Genomic DNA, 22,303 nt, shown 5'->3' with positions numbered 1-22,303 from the left:
GAAACTAAGGATTTTTACCACAACTCTTGCATCTCCAAATGGTTTGAACTATAGAACAAACTTCTGTGTAGACACCCTTGGAGGCAACACAGAATGGGGTAGTCGCCGTTTCACAGCGTATATCTTCATATTCATGCAAAAACCACTACTGGTTTTCATGATTCTCCAATTATATAAAAAGGACTTTAGTTATGAGCAAAAGCTATACTTTTAAAGCCGAAATACGCGAGCGGGTTGGTAAGGGGTCCTCCCGCAAACTTCGTCGTAATGGTCTCATTCCAGCTGTTATTTATGGTAATAAACAGCCTCCTTTGGCAATTTCAGTCCCCTATAAAGAGATTTTCTATAAAATTCACGCTGGTGGATTTCGTACCACTGTTGCAACTATTGAAATTGATAAACAGAAAATTCAAGTTTTACCAAAAGATTATCAACTTGATCCTATCCGTGACTTTCCTATACATGTAGATTTCTTACGCATTTCAGCAACATCTGTCGTGCATGTACACATTCCTGTACACTTTCTTAATGAAGATATGGCACCAGGAATTAAACGAGGTGGTGTTTTAAACATTGTGCGCCATGAAATTGAGTGTACCGCATTAGCACATGCTATCCCTGAAGCAATTGAGATTGATCTTTCCAGTTATTCCATTGGTGATTCTATCCATATTTCCGCAGTGCAATTGCCAAAAGGTGTCACACCGGTCATTCAAGAACGAGACTTTACCATTGCTACCATTGCTGCCCCTGCTAGTATAAGTGCGAGCGATGATTCTTCAGAAAAAGAGAGCAGTGAAAATAACGCAAAAACCTGAAAAACTTAATTAGTTGGAATCCACTTTTTAACACTTTTATTCTTTCTTATACTTTTACTTTACCGGAGGTGCACATGTTGCTCATTGCTGGTCTTGGCAACCCCGGTTCGCAATACCAAAATAACCGGCACAATATTGGTTTCATGGCTGTTAATACCATTCATCAGATCTTGTCTTTTTCTCCGTGGTCAAAAAAATTTCAGGCTGAAATCTCTAATGGTCTTATAAATAGCGAAAAAATTATTCTTATAAAACCGCAAACTTTTATGAATTTATCTGGTCAATCAATTGGCGAAGCGTTGCGGTTTTATAAATTAGACTTGAATAATCTTATTGTCATTTATGATGAACTAGATTTACCGCCCGGTAAAATAAGGATAAAAATTGGAGGGGGAAGTAACGGACATAATGGTATAAAGTCTATTGACAGTCATTGTGGCACTAACTACCACCGTATACGATTAGGCATTGGACATCCTGGTGCAAAAGAACTGGTTAATCAGTATGTTTTGGGAAATTTTACAAAATCTGATCAAGAATGGTTATCTCCTTTACTAGACGCAATTGCACATAATATAGCACTGTTAATAAAAAGAAATAATAATTGTTTTATGAATAAAATTACATTGGCAATGGAAAGCAAAAACCTATAATAAGGAATCATTTCTCTTGAAGACTAAAATACAATTACTCCCTTTGATATATTTCCCTTAAAGGGAGATACCAAAGTTTAATGAGATATGAAGCTCAGTTAATAAACCCTATAATCTATTACACTTAAATAAACCCCCTTGGTGTATTTCCATCATTCTGTAATACCACTACACGTGAACCATCAGGAACACGATTATAAAGGTCAATAATGTCTTGATTGAGTAAACGGATACATCCACTAGAAATAGCGCGACCAATTGACCAAGCTTCATGTGAACCGTGAATACGGAAAAGCGTGTCTTTTCCATCTTTGAAAAGATAAAATGCCCGTGCTCCTAACGGATTCTCAGGACCGGGTGGCATACCCTGTGCTAAATGACCATAACGCTCCGGTTCACGCTCCATCATTTTTTTAGTAGGAGCCCAACTGGGCCATCGGCGTTTATATTGTATAATCCCAACGCCTGTAAATGCCAAACCTTCTTTGCCAACACCAATACCATAACGTAAAGCTTTGCCATTTTCACCAACAAGATAAAGCAAACATGCTTGGGTATCTACAATTAATGTACCAGGAGGATAATTTGTATGATAATTGACTTGTTTACGCCAAAACTTTGGATCAATTGTTGAAAGATTAACTGCAGGTAAAAAATAAGGCTCATTTGTTACAGGCCCATATAAAGCCTGTATTTCCGGTGGAACATATTGAACTTTTTGAGAAAAAATAGACACATTTGATTGACGTGTAAGACATCCAGCCAAAGCCAGAGGCGCTGCAATTAAAAAAGTTCGACGAGATAATAACCCCATATTTTCTCCGATTATTTATTTTCGAAAACTTTGCATACTACGAAAAACTTAGCGCACTGTTAATATTTATTAGTAAAACCATTATTAAAATAAAGAATGTTTAAAATTTAATAATAAAAAAAATTATAGCAATTATCTCAGTATATTTTTTCACACTATCACACTACCACAACAATTGCAGACTAGAACTCTTTTCAAACATGCTATAGAAATACCAACAAAATTTTATCTTAACCAAAATAAATAAATCACAATTAACAAAGAAAGAGAAGCTATGGGCTTTAAATGCGGTATTGTCGGATTACCCAATGTTGGCAAATCAACTCTCTTTAATGCATTAACAAAAACAGCTGCAGCACAAGCTGCCAATTATCCTTTTTGCACAATCGAACCTAATACCGGTGAAGTTGCTGTCCCAGATCTACGGATGAAAAAAATCGCCTCTATCGCTGGATCAAAAGAAATAATTCCTACACGTATTAGTTTTGTTGATATTGCAGGACTTGTACGTGGTGCTTCAAAAGGTGAAGGTTTAGGAAATAAATTTTTAGCGAATATTCGTGAAGTTGATGCCATCATCCACGTATTACGGTGTTTTCAAGATGAAAATATTACACATGTAGAAGGACGAATTGATCCTATTTCTGATGCCACAACCGTTGAAACGGAACTCATGCTCTCAGATCTTGAAAGCCTTGAACGGCGAATCACACAAATTCGCAAACGTGCAACCGCAAAAGATAAAGAAGCTCTCGCTATTCTCCCTATCATGGAAGCTGGATTAAAATTGCTGCAAAAAGGATACCCTGTAAGGTTGATGCTCAAAGATATTTCTGCCGATGAACAGTACATTCTTAATAGTTTGAATCTTTTAACATCAAAACCCGTTCTCTATGTTTGCAATGTCAGTGAAAACGAAGCTGCTCACGGTAATGACTTTACCCAAGCAGTCGAGAAAATGGCAACAGCACAGAATGCACACACTATTGTCATTGCAGCTTCCATCGAAGCTGAAATTGCCCAACTTACTGAGGAAGAGGCTTTAGAATATCTTAATGCTTTAGGGCTCTCTGAACCTGGTCTCAATCGACTCATTCGCGCTGGCTATGATCTACTTGACCTAATTACTTACTTTACTTGTGGTCCTAAAGAAACACGAGCATGGACAATTGTGCGCGGAGTAAAAGCACCCCAAGCTGCCGGTGTCATTCATTCAGATTTTGAACGTGGCTTTATTCGTGCCCAAACTATTAGCTATGAAGATTATATTGCTTTGGGTGGAGAAAACGCAGCAAAAGAAGCAGGAAAAGTTCGTGATGAAGGTAAAGAATATATTGTGCAAGACGGTGATATCATATTGTTTAAGCATAATACCTAATGCACTTTTTTGAAGTTTTAGATTTCTTAACTCTTTAAAATTCTTCTCTGTATCAACTGTTTCTACTCCCTTAAGGAAACTTTTCAAAAAAATAGCCGCATTATAAGCGGCTATTTTAGCTCTGATAAAATAAAAAAATTAACGAGTCCAACGACCTTCATATTTAAATTCTGGAGCACCTTTTAAGGAATCCTTTGTCGCATTGATAATAAACTTCCATTTACCATAATCGTTTGTTTTCTGAATTGTATCAGGAGAAACAACTACATAACGTTCTCCTATACCAAGAAAACCACCAATACCAATAACAATTCCTTCGACACTGTTTTCACGCAAAATAATATCTTTCACTTCACCAATATTTTCATCTTCCATATTGTATACATCAGTACCAATAAGACTTGAAGCAACAAAATCAGCTGCTGAAGGCGTAATATAACGTGCAACCATATCTGAACCAATCTTTACAATACCTGTTGATGAAATTACCTCAGTTTCAAAAGGTTTTGTAGTTGTAAAAGACTGAGCATACGCACCAGAAACCATAAAAATTGACACGAAAGCAGTGCAAACAATTTTCTTCATTTTATAATTCTCCGTTTTTACTTTATGAGCTCTCAATGCATCATTATAAAATTTGTTCCCTACACGCTTTGAGATAACTTATTTTGTGTGCTTGTTTTTTTCATTTCTTGTTTCTCTTTAAATCCTTATCTAAATCATGACAAATTCTTCTTTTCATACTATAAATAAACACTCCCGAAATAATTAAATAAGATAACACGAAAACCGGTTTTCTTACGAAGTTCGATATAAGGATAAGCTACCTACATTAAAAAAGCAGACACATTACATGCATAATGCTCAACCATTTCTTGTGTTCCATCCTCATAAGGAGACAAGGCTATCATTCAAAGGAAACACCATAATCAAAACACACCTACAATAAAATAAAGATTATACAGTAACCTTTAGCGATTTTTTTTATCTTTGGAGCCTCCTGATATCCTGTTAAAAGAGCTCTAATATAATCAGGACCAGCAGTATTATAATTGGTAACATCAGTAATTAAAGCAGGAAATGGTAAAGAAACAGAACGCGTAAATGTCACCAATAAATCAGGAGTCTTAGCATCATTATGTATAAATTTCGCTTCTTCAATATTCGTAAAAGGAGAAGAAAAGTAATCTGATACAATCCAGATTACTTTTCTTCTCTATTGAGCTATCGCCTACTTCATATTGCATAGCAAAAGCTTTAATCTGTGTCCTGATCATAACCCAGTGCTTTTAAATTACAAAAAAATACATATTTTATCCCATAGCAATCAGCGCATATTTCTTTATAAACCTTCAACCCACGTCGCAATTGCATTTTCATACCGAATGGTCCCGAAAAATTCTAATCTTGTTGTTAAGATACATACAAAGGAAAGAAAGCATATTCTCCCTTATCAAAAATATTATCGGCAATACTTTAAGAAAAAAGGCCTTAACTTTTATTAAAATAAATCCAATAAAAGCGAAGAAAAAAGTCAGAAAACAGTAATAGAAAAAATATCTTTGATAGCGCATAAGGAGAACAAAGGAATACTTTCCTCATCTGATTGCACTTCAATTCTTGTTGGATTGCTCTGTCCAACTGGATGAATGAACCAAATATGAAGACATATAAGAAAAAGTAAAAAAAATGATAAAAATAATGGAAAACATAAAAACGATTAAATGCCGGCTGTCCCACACTATAATCAGCAAGGAGTATCTCATATAACCATATTCCAAAGAAAGGAATAAGCTTTAACAAAACCAGTAACTACCAAAAAACTGCAGAAATGAACATCATCTCCCAAGCCAATACATAAAAAACCCAAAAAAGGAGCTGCTATCATGATGATATAGACAAAATACCCATCACCCAAACCATTTCTCACATATTTTTATAATAACTATCATAAAATCCTCGTACCAAATGGATGTGAACAGTATAAACAAAGAACGAAGATCCCACAGAATGGCAGGGAGGAAAAAGCTAACCAAACTGTCCTTCAAGCCTAAATCATTCACCTGTTTCAAAAGCTAAGTGAACATCTGATACATAGTGCATAGCTAATACAATACCTGTCAAAAGATGCGATAAAAGCATAATGGTTAAAATACCACCAAATGTTATAAAAATATTAAGGTTACATGGAACAGAAAAAGCTATAAATAACTTCTTTATAAATCAGTCTACAAATATTGTGTAATATATGACACTTCACATTGCTCTTTTTCAACCAGATATCGCTGGTAACACAGGAACAATCTTACGCCTTAGCGCTTGTTTTGGGCTGCATGTACACATTATTGAGCCTGCAGGATTTGATTTATCCGATCGCAATCTTAAACGAGCAGGTATGGATTACCTTGAACGAGCTTCATTAGAGCGCCACCTTGATTGGCAGAATTTTATTGATACCATGCAGCGCTTTAACCATCGTCTTTTGCTCTTAAGTACAAAAGCAAAAACGTGTTATACAGAAATACGTTATCAAAAAAACGATGTTTTACTTTTTGGCCGTGAATCAGCAGGTGTTCCTGATTATGTTTATAAAGCAGCCGATTATGCATTAACAATTCCTATGCTACCACACGCACGCTCTTTGAATCTTGCAATGAGTGTTGCTATAACAACAGGGGAAGCACTTCGTCAAATTGGTTATAATGAAGTAAGACAAACCTTATGATAAAAAACTAAATTTTATAACCATATCAATCTTCATAATAGAAGCTATTTTATCAGACAATAAAATTTTTAACAGGTAATAGAAATTAAATTGGAAAAATGAAAAGTTGTTAAGTTTGACTGTCATATTTTTAAGAAACAACTTTACAAAACGGTACTAATAACAGATAGCGAGAGAGAAAGAATCATATTTCTTTTTTATATTTTTAATGCGAATACACTTTGCACTATACTTGAGTTTTTACTCAATTATTGCTTCAGGGTGGCTTATCAAATTAAACTATGAGCATAAACTACATAATAAAGTGATTTATCGAAAAGATTACCCAAGAGTTATATAACCTAAGCTGAACATGAAAAATTTCTAGCAAGCAGTTTTGATCAAAATGATATTTATATTTCAAAACACAATTTTGCAACTTTACCTTCTCATTAGCTTTCTTAAATAGTAAAGTTATTTTTAAAATGTCATATAACGGTATTCTCTACAACAACTTTCATAGGAACAAAAACTAAAAGAATTGTAAAACGGATTTTAATTACTGTAAAATGATTTTTCCTCATCATTCATGCTTCTATGAAACGGAAAAATAGATTGAATTTAATCACTCTTGGACTGATTTATAAATAAAGCACAGTATTTTCTGTGAACTAAAGAAATGATATTAGCAGGGACATATTTTTTATAAAGCAAATAATTACATAACGACAAAATCGCATAATCACAAACAAAATAACAAAGAAAATCTATAAAAAGATTAAGATAATATTTAAAAGAAAAGCTCAAAGAATTCCTAACAAAAATATAATATTACTGCTCAATTTTTTCTAATAGTTTATTACGGTCAATCAAAAAGCCGCTTTCAATCCACATTGTTTCCAATTCTTTGAGTTTTTTTCCTAAAAACATTCCTTTTACCAACCCTCTTTCTAATAAATCCTTGCCACTAATAGGAAAAGTTGGAATTTGCCATTTTTGAGCAAGCTGATAAAGCCTGATATAACATTCTTCTTTTTGAGCAGCTTTACTGTCTTTTAAGGCTTGGTCGCGTGCAGCTGCCAAAGACAACGCTAATTGATCTAAAACTGGTGGCCGACCATAAAAATAAATCAGTTTTTGCACAAAAGTATCTGAACAGTTGTGATTAATCAGTTCCAACTCTGACCATTGCTTTAATCGTATTTTCTCTTTATTAGATAAACGTAAACGACCAGCCATATCATGAAAACGCACGATATGAGGTGGAATAAGACTTTCTAACCGCAAAAATGGATCTACCTTCCAACCAAAAGCCTGCTCTGTTTTGATAAGTGAATGGATTGCATCAATACCCCATCTTTCTGTCTCAGGTAGAATGAGCGTCAAAATTCCACTTTGACGCATCCATAAAAGAGCACGCGTTGGATCTGAAGCAGCCAAAAGTTTTTTCATTTCTTCCCAAATACGCTCTGGTGAAAGCTTTTGCAAACCGTGTTTTAAACGAACACATGCTTTTAACCCTTCTGCATCAGGACGCCCCTTTCCATACCAAGCAAAAAAGCGAAAAAAACGCAAAATACGTAAATAATCTTCACAAATACGCTGCTCTGAAACACCGATAAAACGAATCGTTCGAGTTGCAATATCGTTCATACCTCCCACTTCATCATAAATTTTGCCAGCTGCATTGCAATAGAGTGCATTGATAGTAAAATCTCGCCGTTCAGCATCTTTTTTCCAATCGCGACTGAAAATAACTTTCGCGTGACGGCCATCTGTTTCAATATCAGAACGAAGTGTTGTAACCTCATAAGAGCACGACTCGCCAACTACTGTCACTGTACCAAAATTAATCCCCGTAGGAATTGCTTTAAATCCTACTTCTTCTACACGCTTTATAACCTGTTGTGGCAAACAGGTCGTTGCAATATCAATATCGCTAATAGGCTGTTGCAAAAGCTGATTACGTACAGCACCACCAACAACACGTGCTTCCTCCCCATCCTGTGATAAAACACGGAGAAGTGTTTGAATATTGCTACACTGCAACCATCGAACCTGTTTGAAATTTTGTGTTATACTCACCTTTTAACCTTTCAAACAAATTTTCATTATTCACCTCCAATCTGGTAAATTTCAATGTACGTAACGCATAATAAATATCTTATAAACCACAATCTTTCTCCATAAAAATATTCCTATTTGTGCGAAGAATACAAAAAAACAGCTTATCAAGCTTCTTTTCTTTTTATTTTCTGTTACAAATTATAAAAAGATTTATAATAATATAGAAGAAATTATTATTTTACGACACATGGCTTTAAGGAAAAAATATGAGTCAATATGATACATTATCCCATTCTAATGAAAAGGCGAGTATCAACGATGATGCCTCATTAATTGTTAAAGATATTGATGAAGCACACAAAGAACTAGATATTCTACAAAAAGCAATTGACAAAGTTATTTTTGGACAAAGCCATGTGATTGAATACACCTTAACAGCTATTTTAGCAGGCGGACACGCTCTCCTTATTGGTGTTCCAGGACTTGCTAAAACACGTCTTGTTGAAACACTTGGAATCGTCTTGGGACTTGATGCAAAACGCATCCAATTTACACCAGATTTAATGCCATCAGATATTATTGGTTCCGAGATTATGGATTCAGATAAAAATGGTCGACGTTCTTTCCGTTATATTCAAGGTCCTATCTTTACTCAACTTCTCATGGCCGATGAAATTAACCGTGCTTCTCCTCGCACTCAATCAGCTCTTTTGCAAGCTATGCAGGAATACCATGTCACTATTGCTGGAACGCGTTATGATCTACCACAACCATTTCATGTACTTGCAACTCAAAATCCTGTTGAACAAGAAGGAACTTACTGTCTTCCTGAAGCACAACTAGATCGCTTTTTGATGCAAATTGACATTGACTATCCTGATCTAACTACAGAACGGCGTATTATCTTAGAAACGACAAGTAAAAAAAGCCAAATTGCAAAACCTGTTTTATCAATCAAAAAATTACAAAAAATCCAAAAAATTGTCCGCCAAATGCCAATTTCTGAAAGTGTTGTCGAAGCCATTTTGAAGCTAGTGCGCTCCGCTCGCCCTCATAAAGACAATTCCCTTGCAAATACTTATATTTCTTGGGGCCCTGGTCCTCGAGCATCACAAGCACTTTCACTTTGCGTTCGCGCTCGTGCCCTTTACTATGGACGTCTAGCCCCTTCACTTGATGATCTTCAAGCACTCGCACAACCTGTATTACAACATCGTATGGCACTTAATTTTTCTGCACATGCTGAAAATATAACTATAAAAGATATTATTGCTAATCTCATGAAAGACTCCCTCTAATGGCTATTGGCAAAAAAATTTTTAAAGAAACCCGACAATCACTTGCTGCAACACTACAAAAAGATGCAGCTAATATGCCCTATTTCCTTTTACAAGCAAGCCGTCTTGCAAATACACTAATAACTGGAAGGCATGGTCAACATAAACGTGGCAATGGAGAAAATTTCTGGCAATTTCGTCCTTATGTGCAAGGAGAATCCATTACACATATTGACTGGCGTCGTTCAGCACGTGATGAACATACCTACCTACGTGAACGTGAATGGGAGATGACGCAAACAGTTTGGATTTGGCCCGATCAAAGTGCCTCTATGCAATATTGTTCATGCTTTTCAAAAATCTCTAAAGGCAATCATGCTATCATTCTTTCCCTTGCATTGGCAAAACTTCTTGCAAAAAGTGGCGAACATATTGCCATTCCTGGTTTAATGGCTCCAACTATCAGCTCTAATGTAATGGAGCGTATGGCTCTAGCTTTAACGAATCACCAAGTTGAAAATTCATTTCCAAATTTCTCAATTGTTACTCGTTTTTCACAAGTCATAATAATGAGTGACTTCCTTGACCATCCTGAAAAAATTATCGATCACCTAACAGTTTTAGCTACAAAACAGGTCAATGCACATCTCATTGAAGTTACCGATCCAGCAGAAGAACATTTCCCTTACACAGGCCATATAGAATTTTTTGATCCTGAAACAAAAGAAAAACTCCTTGTGAGAAAAGCAGAAAACTTGCGTAAGAATTACCACAAGCTCTACCAAGAAAGACGACAAAAACTAACAGAATTTTGCTCGCATCAAGGATGGACTTACCAGGTTAGCTTAACTAATCGCCCTTTAACAGAAATCATTGTGCACCTTGCAAACAAAATGAAAGCCTCTAAATCTTACCTAAGGAGATCACTTTGAGTTTTGATGCTCCTTTACTTTTGCTTGGACTTTTGGCCTTACCGATTATTTGGTGGTTGTTGAGAACAACGCCTTCAAGTCCTAATAAAGAACTTTTTCCTCCTTTACACCTTCTGCTTAAAAAAACCAATCAACAGAAAACTGTCAATCACACGCCTTGGTGGTTATTATTGTTACGGCTAACTATAGCAACACTGATCATCATCGCATTAGCACGTCCTACTTGGATTCAAAAACCGATTGTATTTTCTGGTTCTCATCCTCTTGCACTCATCATTGATAATGGATGGGCATCCGCTGAAGAATGGAAAAAACGCATTGCCGTTGCCAAATCCTTACTCGCACAAGCAGAAAAACACCAAAAAAATATTTATTTGCTTGCAACAGCTGAAAACAATACTCAAGATATTGGTCCTTTTTCTGTAGAAGTTATCAAACAGCATTTACTGCATTTACGTCCTCGTCCTTGGCCTGTCAACCGCGTCCAAGCTTTTCAAAAACTCACGGAACAGACTGGTGAAAAACCTCTTGATATTGCTTACTTAAGTGATGGTTTGCAAACAAATGAAGATGAGCAGGCTTTTGCTCTTATCAAGCAGTTAAAACCAAAAAAATTCTTATGGTATGCAGATGATATTTCTACTCTTGCAGGCATAACAAACATAGAAAATAATAATGGAAATATGTCAGCACGTGTCATCCGTGCAACCACTTATGGTGAACCTCCGATAACACTCAACCTTTATGATTTTAAAAATCAATTCCTTGCTCGTTTTACGACAAACTTTCATGAAGGAGAAACAACAGCTCTTGTTCCTTTTAATCTACCACTTGAATTACGTAATCATATCGCATGGATTAAAATTGATAACCAGGCTCAAGCTGCTGCAACCTTTTTAGTCGACAGCCGTAGCCGAATAAATCGCGTTGCTCTTTTATCACCAAACATCAATGAAATGGTACAGCCCTTACTTTCTCCAATGTACTATATTATTAAAGCATTACAAGATCATACACAACTTATAACAATGGGAGGAGGAGAACTTTCAATTGATATTGATCGTTTACTTAAACAAAATCCATCTGTTTTCATTATAGGTGATATAATTAACATTGCAAAAGAAACAGAAAAAAAGCTATCTGATTTTGTCAATCAAGGGGGAATACTTATCCGTTTTGCTGGAGAGAATCTGAGTACCGCAAAACATTATGATAGCTTATTACCTGTCTCATTGCGTTCTGGTGAACGCTTACTTGGTAGTGTTATGTCGTGGGCAAAACCACAAAAGTTAGCACCTTTTACAAAAAACAGTTTCTTTTTTGATCTTTCCTTTCCAGAAAACGTCACTGTTTCACGTCAAATTCTTGCGGAACCAAGCTCAGACCTTTTTGAAAAGACATGGCTTAGTCTTGCAGATGGTACTCCTCTTATTACAGCTGCCAACCATGGTAAGGGTATGTTGATTTTTATTCATGTAGCACCTGATCCGACATGGTCGAATCTTCCTCTGTCCGGTTTTTTTGCACAAATGTTACACAAACTTATTACGCTTAATACACATGTAAAAGAAACTCCAACGCAAATAAAAACAATACATAATCCTTGGCAAACACTCAGTGCTGATGGTCAATTACAAACAGCTCCTTCTCATGTTATCCCACTTATTACCGATACACAGAATCCTCCCCTTCCATCCTACCACACCCCACCTGGACTTTATGGCGTCAAAAACAATCTCTATGCTTTCAATCTACTCAACCATACATCACGCTTAACGAAACAATCATTATTACCCACCTTTTTAAATAAGAAACCTCTATCCTACAATATACAAGAAAAACATTTTACTGGAATCCTGTTAGGAATAACCAGCTTATTATTAGCCCTTGATAGTTTTTTAGCCCTATGGATAGGCAGATCTTTTCCTTTTAATCGACGACGCAATATGGCACTTTTTCTGCCTTTTATAGTAGTTTTCATCGCTTTACTTCCATATTCACCAATTGTGCAGGCACAAATTATAGACGACCATGATGAAACTATTGTACAAGCAGCAGGTTCTACCCATCTCGCTTATGTTATAACCAATAATCATGAAATTGATACAACGAGTAAAAGTGGATTAGAAGCGCTTAGTCAATTTATAGCAGAACGTACAATGCTTTCACCTGGTCCTGTTGTAGCACTTGATCTTGATAAAGATGAACTCACTTTCTATCCTCTTATTTACTGGCCAATTGATGCGAATAGTCCTATGCCAACACAAAAAAGCCTTCAGAAAATCAAGGTCTTTATGAAACATGGTGGTACAGTTTTATTTGACACTCGTGATCAAATAAATACAAATTTTAACCTTGAAGAAACAGCTACCCCAGCCACACAAAGATTACGTACTATATTAAGTGAATTAAATATTCCAACGATTGAACCAGCATCAACTGAGCATGTTATTGCCCGTTCTTTTTATATTATGCCTGATTTTCCCGGGCTTTATCGTGGTTCCCCTTTATGGGTTGAATCATCCTCGATAAACAAAAAAAACAAAAACTCTATCACTACCGGTGATAATGTTAGTTCTCTTCTTATCACTGCAAATAACTTTACTGCTGCTTGGGCATTAAACGAAAAAGGCATGTGGAAATATCCACTTATTCCTAATGATCCTATGCAACGGCTGTGGGCATTTCGTGCAGGATTGAATATTGTCATCTATACGCTTACAGGAAACTATAAAGCTGACCAGATTCATGTCCCCGCATTATTAGAACGTTTTAATAGAGAAAGAAGGCAATGATACAATCTCTCATCTTTCAGCCTTTTTTGTCTATTTCTTGGCTTCTTTTTTTAGGAGGACTCCCTGCTTTTTTTATAATCATTGGCTTTATTACACAACGTCGCGGAGCCTTTTTACGCCTTGTAGCATTAATCTCACTCATCCTTGCACTACTTAATCCAATGATCACAAAAGAACAGCGTGAACCTGTTAAAAGTACCGTAGGTATTGTTATTGATCATAGCGAAAGCCAAACATTTGGCACACGTGAAGAAGATAGCAATAAAGCACGTACACAACTAACAAATGCGCTGGCGCGTTATCCACAATTCGAACCACGCTTTATTGAAGCTGGAAAACTTTCTGATGATCGTTATGCACCATCAACAAATTTGTTTCACGCTCTAACACAAGCTATATCTGATATACCACCCTCTCGCTATGCAGGAACGATTTTGATCACGGATGGACAAGTACATGATATCCCACAGCTATCAGAATTTAACCATGATGCACCAATTAATGCTTTGATAACAGGTAAAACGGATGAATTTGACCGTCAAATTAAATTTATTGCTCCTCCCCGCTTTGCTCTTGTCAATAAACCACTCATGCTTTCCATTTTGGTAGAAGATAAAGGCCAGCCTAAAGAGCCCATACCAGCAAAAGCAAATATTATTGTAAGCATCAACGGTCAAAAAGTCGGTTATTATTCCGTAACCCCTGGTGTCATCTTTCAAACTGAAATCATCCTACCTCATGCCGAAAAAAATATCATTCAAGTTACAACTGATACACATGAAGGTGAATTAAGCCTTGATAACAACCGTGCCATAACTGTTATTGAAGGTATTAGAGAAAATTTGCGAGTTCTTTTGATTTCAGGTGCGCCCTATAATGGCGAACGTACATGGCGTGATCTTTTAAAAAGTGATTCTAATATCGATCTTGTTCATTTCACTATTTTGCGTCCCCCTGAAAAAGCCGATAATACCCCCCTGAATCAATTATCACTTGTAGTCTTTCCTACCACAAAATTATTTGTTGAAGACATCAATAATTTTGATCTTGTTATTCTTGATGGCTACCAACATTCCACTGCCCTTCCATTGATTTACTATGATTATATTGCCCAATATGTACAAAAAGGTGGAGCATTACTGATAGTAACAGGACCTGAATTTACTACAGAATTTTCACTAGCTAAAACGCCTTTAATACGTGTTCTACCAGCACTGCCAAATGGTGCTATCATTCAAAAGCCTTTTCGCCCTACCCTAACTAAAGAAGGTAAGCGTCATCCGGTTACGCGAGGTCTTGCAACACCTACCCATCCTGCTCATCAATGGGGACGATGGTTGCGACAAATTGCAATTCAAAATATAGGAAAAAACATTGCTATTATGAAAGGAGCTAATGAACAACCACTTTTGCTTCTTTCCCACGTTGATAAAGGTCGTTTAGGAATGTTACTTTCTGATGAAAGTTGGCTTTGGGCACGAGGTTTTGAAGGTGGAGGTCCTTATGCAGCTCTCTATCGTCGAATTGCTCACTGGCTGATGAAAGAACCAGAGCTTGAAGAAGAAAAATTAAGTGCTTTAAGTCACCATTATTATTTAACAATTCGTCGACAAACGCTCCAAGATCATCCAGAACCAGCTGAAATAATCTTTCCCTCTGGCAAAAAAAAGAACATCACCCTTACAAAAGAACAGGAAGGTGTATTTACAGGAAGTATTCAGACCGATGAAACAGGGATCTTTACCATTAATAATGGCGATCAAACAGTATTTTCTACTGTAGGAGCAATCAATAGTCCCGAATTATCTGATTTAATTTCGACAGAAGAAAAACTTGCTCCTATCAGTAAACACACTGGTGGTCATGTTGTGCGTTTATGGAATAAAGAAAAAAATGGCATTCATCTTCCTCCCATCAAATTGATTCAATCACAAACAGAAAAAATCTCATCTTTTTCTCATTCAATCGTTTTGAAAGAAGCAACAGAAACCCGTTTGGTTAATATTTCTCACTTTCCTATTTTTTCTGGATTTTTGGCGTTACTTATCTGTCTTTTATTATTGAGTAGCGTATGGTATTGTGAAAATCATTAAAAAATTCTAGCCAACTTTATAGCTACTTATAAAGTAACTTATGCATATTTAAAACGAACAATAATATACTTTATCCTCTAACATTTCTAATAAATCTCTTTGTAGTTCCAAAGCTAACAATCACTGTGGTTTTACGGGTGCAAACATTTGTATTCGCGATGTTTTATATTTTTAAACCCAAAACGACTATAATATTTTTCATCTCCAATCAAAATTACCAAAGCAACGTTGTAATTCTCTGTTGTTTTTAACGTTAAAACGCATTAAGCTGCTTCCCATGCTAATATTTGTATAATCAGAGCGTACAACAAGAAGTCCTAAAATAAGCAGTTTGTAGAAAGTATTTTTATAGGCGTCATCTTCAACTGAACCAATAACATAATCTCCAATGCAAGATACAAAAGAAAGTCGGTGATTATGCTTTCCACTTTCTCTTAAGCAAATAACTTGCGCGCGTAAAACGACCAGGGCAAAAAATTATTTGATTAATTTTTTCAATCTGAACCTCATATTCAATTTTTTAGATCAATAACTGATTGTATCACCAGTTGCAGAAAAAGAAGAGAAAGATTGAGAAACAAATGATGTATCTGTCATGAATAGTTAGAAAGACTCATATGTAATCAAAAATACCAAACATTTTCATTTTAAACGCTTTGATTCGCTATCGCTTATTTTTTCATAGAACATCTTCATCCTCTTGCAAAAGTTTATTTTGAGTGTTCTGTTCTATCAAAATCAATATCCCAAAAACCTGTTTAATATCTTTAGCAAACTGTTTTTCATTTTACAATTTTCCATTGCCTATAACAATAAACTGCTTGCCTTTCCCATTTTTTATTGCCTAAATTATTTTCAACGCTATGCTAGCATCTATGTTTTATCTTGCTCATATATCCGATGTACATCTTTCACCCTTACCGCAACCTTCCTTACTTGAACTTTGTGGGAAGCGTCTGACTGGATATCTTAATTGGACAAAAAAACGTAACAATCAAATGAAAACAGATGCTTTAGAAACTTTAATGCACGCATTGAAACAGAAAAAGCCTGATCATATTGTGATTTCGGGTGACCTCATTAATCTTGCCTTAGATAAAGAATTTACGCAAGCTCGCAGCTGGTTACTTGCCCAAAATAATCCTCAAAATATTTCCCTAACATTTGGAAATCACGATGCTTATGTTCGCGGAGCATTTCAAAAAGCCTGTACTTGCTTCCAACCTTGGATCAAAAGTGATTTCCCACAAAAAAACCCTTTTCCCTATATGCGTATTCGCAATAATATAGCAATTATAGGTGCTTCTTCAGCTATTGCAACACCACCTTTTCAAGCTGCAGGCTATTTTGATAAGAAACAAGCAAAAATTTTGTCCCAATTCTTAAGTGAAGCTGCAACACGTAATCTCTTCCGTATTGTAACGATCCATCATCCTCCTTTTCACCATGCTACTTCTTGGCATAAAAAGTTATGGGGTGTAGAACGTTTTCTAAAAATTATTAAACACCACGGTTGCGAACTTATTCTCCATGGTCATACTCATTTACCTACGTTGAACATCATTGAAGGAAAAATGGGCAAGACTCCTATTGTTGGTGTTGCTTCAGCATCACAATCTTTTGGAAGCAAAAAGCCCCCTGCAAATTTTAACTTATTCACTATTGAATATTTGCATCATCAATGGCACTGCCAATTAGAACGTTATGGTATTATTAATCACAATAATGAAATAGCATGCATTGAAAAAATTGATTTTTAATATTTCGAGAAAACGGAACGTTCTTTACTAATCTTTACTAAGATGTGCTATTGTTGCTATTATACATAATAGCTAGCCATTGTATCAAAATCCCTATTGAGTAAATTATGAAAAAGAGAATGTCGAAAAATATCACTAAATACAATTAAGTAACAGAAACATATGAATATGTGTGGTTTGATTTATTAATTTATATAGGATTGTGATGCACAATTATACTGTCTGCTTGAGCGAAAAGACATCACACACAAAAAAAGCTAATTTAAAATCGATGCCTTTCTTCCTATCATTACCGGAAATGAGCCAGTAACATTTGAAGTAGTTTCTTTCAAAGAAGAAAAAATTCATTTGTAGTAAAAATGATCAGAAAATCGTAAAAGAAAGATTTCTAATCTCTTTGGTGAAGGCTTTTATTACCGAACACAATAATAAATTTGAAGTTTAGTTTATTCTATATCAATATCAATAATTTTTTCTGTTTTGATATATTCATCATTATTGATGAAGTATCAGTCATAATTTTCTTTTATGCCTTTTAAAAAGATTACGTGTTTCCACAACTCATTCTTAACTCTTAAAAATATAAAAATAATAAACCTAGCATACACTCCTGCTCCTTTAAGAGTTTTCTATGTTTATAATAAAAAAATAAAATCTTTACACAAAAGGAACAACCGCTGTACCGAGAGGCAATTTAGCCTCATTTTCAGGTTCTATATGAATAATAACACGTGCATTCTCAAATTCGGCTTCAAGCACACTCTCAATATTATTGCAAATCTGGTGCGCCTCTCCTACTTGCATTACAGTTGGTACAACTAAATGAAACTCTATAAAAGTAACCCTACCAGCAACACGTGTTTTTAAATCATGGACTTCAATTGCGCCATGTGCACTACCTGAAATAAGATCACGGATCCAAAAAGTTTCATTTAATTCAACTCCAACATCCATAAGACCCTGAATCGCATTATAAATTACCTTTCCTCCCTGTAAAAGAATATTAATAGCAACAATTACTGCCAAAATCGGATCCAAAATAGCCGATTCAGTTATAAAAGCAGAAACCAATCCAATTAAAATGCCAAATGAAGTTAAAACATCTGTCATTAAATGCACTCCATCTGCTTTAAGGGCAGGAGAACGATGAATTTTTCCCTGTCGAATAAGAAGCCATCCCCAAAAAAAATTTATAATACATGCCACAAAATAAGGAGCAAGCCATATCCCAGGTTTTTTGGGTAATTCAACCGTTATGAATGCTAACCATGCTTCTCTTAAAATCATAATTGCTGCAATAATAATCAACACACCTTCAAGAAGAGCAGAAAAATACTCTGCCTTATAATGTCCAAAAGGATGATCTTGATCAGCTGGCTTCATACTTATCTTAACTGCCCACCACGCTGCTAAAGCTGCAAGAATATTTACAATCGACTCCAATGTATCAGAATAAAGAGCAACTGAACTAGTGATGTAGTAAGCCCAGCACTTCAAAGAAAAAACAATACAAGCCACCAAAATAGACAATATAGTCAATCTTTGTATCTGTATTTTTGTATCCATAATTCAATGATCTTTTTTGATTATAATGAGCGACAATATTTTCAGGGCTACATCTTATAATACTTTCAATATATCTTCTAACACTCTCTCAAAATAATAAGAAATACAAGACAAAAAAACTAATTTTTACAATTAATATCAATTTTTACAGCTATTCTAGTAAAAAACGACTCAGATATTACTTATAAAAAAGTAATTTCCCACAGTCACCAATTACAATCAGTCTAACTATTAATAGCTTTATTTTTATTATCTTTGATTGAAACTAAAATTTTATACTCAAATATGCTATCTTAGCATATTGTATACCACTCTTATGGCATGAATAGATGTAAAGCTTCTAAGAGTTATGATATGGTGTTTTCCTTATATTTTCAAAGTGTAACGATCACTATAGAAAACCTCACAAAAAATAATCGCAAAAATCATCTGGCAATAGAAGAAAATAAATTTTGTAAAACATCTCTTTATATAAAAATACAAAAAAGAATCTGGGCATTGGGAACCCAGATTCTTTTCCCTTTAAATAAGGGCCTACAGGCTTAGGAAATAGCGGGGACCTAAACCCTGTACCCGATATGAAAACAATACATTTGCCGCACTCGGTGTGCATTATATATACCTATGATTGTATATTGTCAATAAATTTTCTACTTTAAATTTAAAAAATAATGTTTTTTTTTATCTCTTTATTGAATATCTAGTGATTTAAAAAAAATAATGTTAAAGACCCTATATGACTTTAAATATCACCACAATCCATGAAGCCAATGATCCACGTTTGGAAGCTTATCGCAACATTCGTGAAAAAGATCTTGTTGGGCGACAACATCAATTTATTGCTGAAGGAAAAGTGATATTATCAGCATTGCTGCATTCAAAAGAATTTTCTGCCGTATCATTACTTGTTGTTGCAGCACGCCTTCTAGGAATTATGCCTATTTTAAAAGAAACAAAACCAACATGCCCTATTTATTGTGTTCCGCAAAAAATCATGGATGACATTGCTGGTTTTCATGTTCATCGTGGTATGCTTGGCATTGGAGAACGTAAAAAACTACCATCATTAAAAGAATTTCTACAAAATCTTCCGGAAAAAGCTTTAATTCCAGTTTTATGTGGCATTTCTAATCATGACAATATGGGAGCGATTTTCCGTAATGCAGCTGCTTTTGCCAGTACCGGTATTATCGTTGATAAAACTTCATGTGATCCTCTTTACCGAAAATCAATCAGAGTTTCTGCTGGCGCAGCTCTAAATGTGCCTTATACACAAGGCGATGATATTGATAGCATTATCACAGCTTTAAGCAACGCGGATTTTCACCTTTATGCACTTTCTCCTTCTGCTCCCCGCTATCTGAAAGATACAAAAGCAATAAAACACACTGCACTTATTTTTGGAACAGAAGGTAATGGTTTACCAGCACACGTGCTACAAAAATCAGAGACTTTGCGGATTCCTATGGCTTATGGTTTTGATAGCATCAACGTTGCTACAGCATCAGGTCTTGCTCTGGCACATTTTGCTGATTTTGATAAACTGAATTAAAGCATTAACGCTTAAAATTACCAGATGATATTTTTTATCTCATATATTTATTTACATGCAATAGTTGTTTTACCTTTGAAAAAGGTAGAAGATTTTGTTTCTAAATTGCATAAAACTTGCTTTAACATTTTTTCAGTATCGGCTGCATGCTCTGAACGTGTAATAAATCCGCCTCCAAGAATACGCGCTTCATAACTATTTTCATTATAAAGAACGCAAGCTTGACCAGGCGCTATACCACTTTCACTTTCCAACAAATCAACAGAAAATAATCCTTGTTTATAATGTAAACGTGCCGGACGTGGAGGACGCGTTGAACGAACCTTTACTGCCACATCAATACCATCAAGAGGAAAATTATCTAACCGCTCATCACCAAGCCAATTCACATCACGTAAAAAAAGCCTGCGTGTTTCCAACATTTCACGCGGGCCAACAATAACACGCGCATTTTCTACATCAAGATAAATTACATAAAGTGCTTCACCCGTTGCAACACCAATCCCACGACGTTGACCAACAGTATAATTAACAATTCCTGAGTGTTCTCCCAAAATCTGTCCATCAATATGCACAATAACTCCGGGATTTGCGACTTCTGGTCTTAATTTTGTAATAACATCAGAGTATCTTCCCTGTGGCACGAAGCAAATATCCTGGCTATCATGTTTATTAGCAACAACTAAACCCATTTCGGTTGCTATTTCACGCACACGATCTTTTGAAAGATCACCTAATGGAAAACGTAAATAGTCAATTTGCTCTTGCGTCGTAGCAAACAAAAAATAACTCTGATCACGATCAGCATCCAGAGGACGAAATAATGCCCGATGTGCACCATGGACACGACTGCGAATATAATGACCTGTTGCTAAGGCATCTGCACCTAACTCATAGGCAGTTGCTAACAAATCAGCAAATTTAACAGTCTGATTACAAGAAACACATGGAACAGGTGTTTCTCCATGTGCATAGCTTTCTGCAAAAGGATTAATGACAGCTTCACGAAACCGTTCTTCATAATCAAGAATATAATGAGGTACACCCAAAGTTTCTGCTACACGGCGCGCATCTTCGATATCTTGTCCTGCACAACATGCACCTACACGATGTGTTGCAGCACCGTGATCATACAACTGCAACGTAATCCCCACTACATCATAACCTTCTTTTTTTAAGAGGCCTGCAACAACCGATGAATCAACTCCCCCAGACATTGCAACAACAATACGAGAATTTTCAGGGTGCCCTGGCAAATCAAGACTATTTAAAAACATATATTTACTCTCTACTTTTTAAATGCCTACTCAATATAATATAATATTCTTATACGCATTATGGGCTATTTATATTATTTTTTTGTCTTTCCTACAACTAACGAGTGATATCAGATTATCAAAGAATATTATTTTATTTATTTTTTTATAATATCTGCAACTGATTTTATTAATTTTTTCTTTAAACGAGCTTAGTTCTTTTTTAAAACTCATGCTTTATAAGTGCATCTGGTTCTTGAATATTACAAGTAGAAAATACAATGACCGATTTGATAAAACTACAAATGAAATATGTTATTGGCCCGGATGGAAGTCCACTCACAATCACCGACTTACCGCCTACAACGACAAAGCGTTGGGTTATCCGTCGCAAAGCTGAAGTTGTTGCGGCTGTGAGAGGTGGATTATTAAGTCTTGATGAAGCGTGTCAACGTTATACTTTAACCGTAGAAGAATTTCTTTCATGGCAAAGTTCGATTGATGAACACGGTTTAGCTGGACTACGGACGACTAAGACCCAACAATATAGGCATTAATTGCTATAAATAATTAATAATGATACCGGTTCAAAATTTTATTTCAAAATAAGCCAGGCCTGATAAGCCTGGCTTATTTTT

Annotated in this window: 18 protein-coding genes and 1 pseudogene; 11 read left to right on the top strand and 8 right to left on the bottom strand. The window is 35.5% G+C overall.

The features are described from left to right. Positions 1-191: 191 nt before the first annotated feature. The gene (locus T420_RS0101545) at positions 192-818 is read left to right on the top strand and encodes a 50S ribosomal protein L25/general stress protein Ctc (RefSeq protein WP_013544665.1); all 627 of its coding nucleotides are present in this window, start codon (positions 192-194) and stop codon (positions 816-818) included. 74 nt (positions 819-892) lie between these two features. After that, positions 893-1,471: an aminoacyl-tRNA hydrolase gene (gene pth / locus T420_RS0101540; protein WP_013544664.1), complete on the top strand. Its 579-nt coding sequence runs from the start codon at positions 893-895 to the stop codon at positions 1,469-1,471. Between the two features lie 124 nt (positions 1,472-1,595). Here pth and T420_RS0101535 read toward each other — a convergent pair whose 3' ends face one another. Then, entirely contained in the window at positions 1,596-2,285 is a 690-nt protein-coding gene (locus T420_RS0101535; RefSeq protein WP_013544663.1) for a L,D-transpeptidase, read from the bottom strand. A gap of 274 nt (positions 2,286-2,559) precedes the next feature. On the opposite strand from T420_RS0101535, the gene ychF reads away from it, so the two are divergent. Next, positions 2,560-3,663 (top strand): redox-regulated ATPase YchF, encoded by a 1,104-nt coding sequence (gene ychF, locus T420_RS0101530; protein WP_013544662.1) that lies wholly within the window; start codon positions 2,560-2,562, stop codon positions 3,661-3,663. 138 nt (positions 3,664-3,801) lie between these two features. Here ychF and T420_RS0101525 read toward each other — a convergent pair whose 3' ends face one another. The 4 genes and pseudogenes from T420_RS0101525 to T420_RS07600 all read right to left on the bottom strand — a co-directional run. Then, positions 3,802-4,248: a PRC-barrel domain-containing protein gene (locus T420_RS0101525; protein ID WP_013544661.1), complete on the bottom strand. Its 447-nt coding sequence runs from the start codon at positions 4,246-4,248 to the stop codon at positions 3,802-3,804. A gap of 355 nt (positions 4,249-4,603) precedes the next feature. Further along, a complete protein-coding gene (locus T420_RS07570) occupies positions 4,604-4,807 on the bottom strand; it encodes a hypothetical protein (protein WP_275039073.1) in 204 nt (67 codons plus the stop codon). 113 nt (positions 4,808-4,920) lie between these two features. Continuing rightward, positions 4,921-5,037 (bottom strand): cytochrome c1, encoded by a 117-nt coding sequence (locus T420_RS07565; RefSeq protein ID WP_275039072.1) that lies wholly within the window; start codon positions 5,035-5,037, stop codon positions 4,921-4,923. A gap of 163 nt (positions 5,038-5,200) precedes the next feature. Further along, positions 5,201-5,886, bottom strand: a pseudogene (locus T420_RS07600) (cytochrome b N-terminal domain-containing protein); the annotation flags it as partial. Positions 5,887-5,911: 25 nt separating this feature from the next. Between T420_RS07600 and T420_RS0101510 the strand changes: the two are divergent. After that, positions 5,912-6,388, top strand: coding sequence for a tRNA (cytidine(34)-2'-O)-methyltransferase (locus T420_RS0101510; RefSeq protein ID WP_013544658.1), 477 nt, complete (start codon positions 5,912-5,914; stop codon positions 6,386-6,388). Positions 6,389-7,198: 810 nt separating this feature from the next. Here T420_RS0101510 and T420_RS0101505 read toward each other — a convergent pair. Beyond that, complete coding sequence (locus tag T420_RS0101505) at positions 7,199-8,452, bottom strand: CCA tRNA nucleotidyltransferase (protein WP_013544656.1); 1,254 nt, start codon at positions 8,450-8,452, stop codon at positions 7,199-7,201. A gap of 248 nt (positions 8,453-8,700) precedes the next feature. On the opposite strand from T420_RS0101505, the gene T420_RS0101500 reads away from it, so the two are divergent. From T420_RS0101500 to T420_RS0101480, 5 genes are all read left to right on the top strand, one after another. Next, entirely contained in the window at positions 8,701-9,732 is a 1,032-nt protein-coding gene (locus T420_RS0101500; RefSeq protein WP_013544655.1) for an AAA family ATPase, read from the top strand. Then, the gene (locus T420_RS0101495; RefSeq protein WP_013544654.1) at positions 9,732-10,643 is read left to right on the top strand and encodes a DUF58 domain-containing protein; all 912 of its coding nucleotides are present in this window, start codon (positions 9,732-9,734) and stop codon (positions 10,641-10,643) included. The genes T420_RS0101500 and T420_RS0101495 overlap by 1 nt, the downstream gene beginning before the upstream one ends. After that, positions 10,640-13,438, top strand: coding sequence for a DUF4159 domain-containing protein (locus tag T420_RS0101490; RefSeq protein ID WP_013544653.1), 2,799 nt, complete (start codon positions 10,640-10,642; stop codon positions 13,436-13,438). The genes T420_RS0101495 and T420_RS0101490 overlap by 4 nt, the downstream gene beginning before the upstream one ends. Beyond that, positions 13,435-15,531: a membrane protein gene (locus T420_RS0101485; RefSeq protein WP_013544652.1), complete on the top strand. Its 2,097-nt coding sequence runs from the start codon at positions 13,435-13,437 to the stop codon at positions 15,529-15,531. Before T420_RS0101490 ends, T420_RS0101485 begins: the two co-directional genes overlap by 4 nt. A gap of 863 nt (positions 15,532-16,394) precedes the next feature. Continuing rightward, on the top strand, positions 16,395-17,291 hold the full coding sequence (locus T420_RS0101480; RefSeq protein ID WP_013544651.1) for a metallophosphoesterase family protein: 897 nt from the start codon (positions 16,395-16,397) through the stop codon (positions 17,289-17,291). Between the two features lie 657 nt (positions 17,292-17,948). Here T420_RS0101480 and T420_RS0101475 read toward each other — a convergent pair. Then, positions 17,949-18,857, bottom strand: a complete 909-nt coding sequence (locus T420_RS0101475) for a cation diffusion facilitator family transporter (protein ID WP_013544650.1) — start codon at positions 18,855-18,857, stop codon at positions 17,949-17,951. A 736-nt stretch (positions 18,858-19,593) separates the two neighbouring features. Between T420_RS0101475 and T420_RS0101465 the strand changes: the two genes are divergently transcribed. After that, on the top strand, positions 19,594-20,409 hold the full coding sequence (locus T420_RS0101465; RefSeq protein ID WP_013544648.1) for a TrmH family RNA methyltransferase: 816 nt from the start codon (positions 19,594-19,596) through the stop codon (positions 20,407-20,409). A 47-nt stretch (positions 20,410-20,456) separates the two neighbouring features. On the opposite strand, the gene mnmA is transcribed toward T420_RS0101465, so the two are convergent. Beyond that, positions 20,457-21,686 (bottom strand): tRNA 2-thiouridine(34) synthase MnmA, encoded by a 1,230-nt coding sequence (gene mnmA / locus T420_RS0101460; protein ID WP_013544647.1) that lies wholly within the window; start codon positions 21,684-21,686, stop codon positions 20,457-20,459. A gap of 260 nt (positions 21,687-21,946) precedes the next feature. On the opposite strand from mnmA, the gene sciP reads away from it, so the two are divergent. After that, entirely contained in the window at positions 21,947-22,222 is a 276-nt protein-coding gene (gene sciP / locus T420_RS0101455) for a CtrA inhibitor SciP (protein ID WP_013544646.1), read from the top strand. The last annotated feature ends 81 nt before the right edge of the window (positions 22,223-22,303 follow it).

The organism is Bartonella clarridgeiae ATCC 51734, assembly GCF_000518185.1.
GTDB lineage: Bacteria > Pseudomonadota > Alphaproteobacteria > Rhizobiales > Rhizobiaceae > Bartonella > Bartonella clarridgeiae.
Note: the sequence above shows the minus strand (reverse complement) of the source record. Positions and strands in the feature narration are given on the sequence as shown.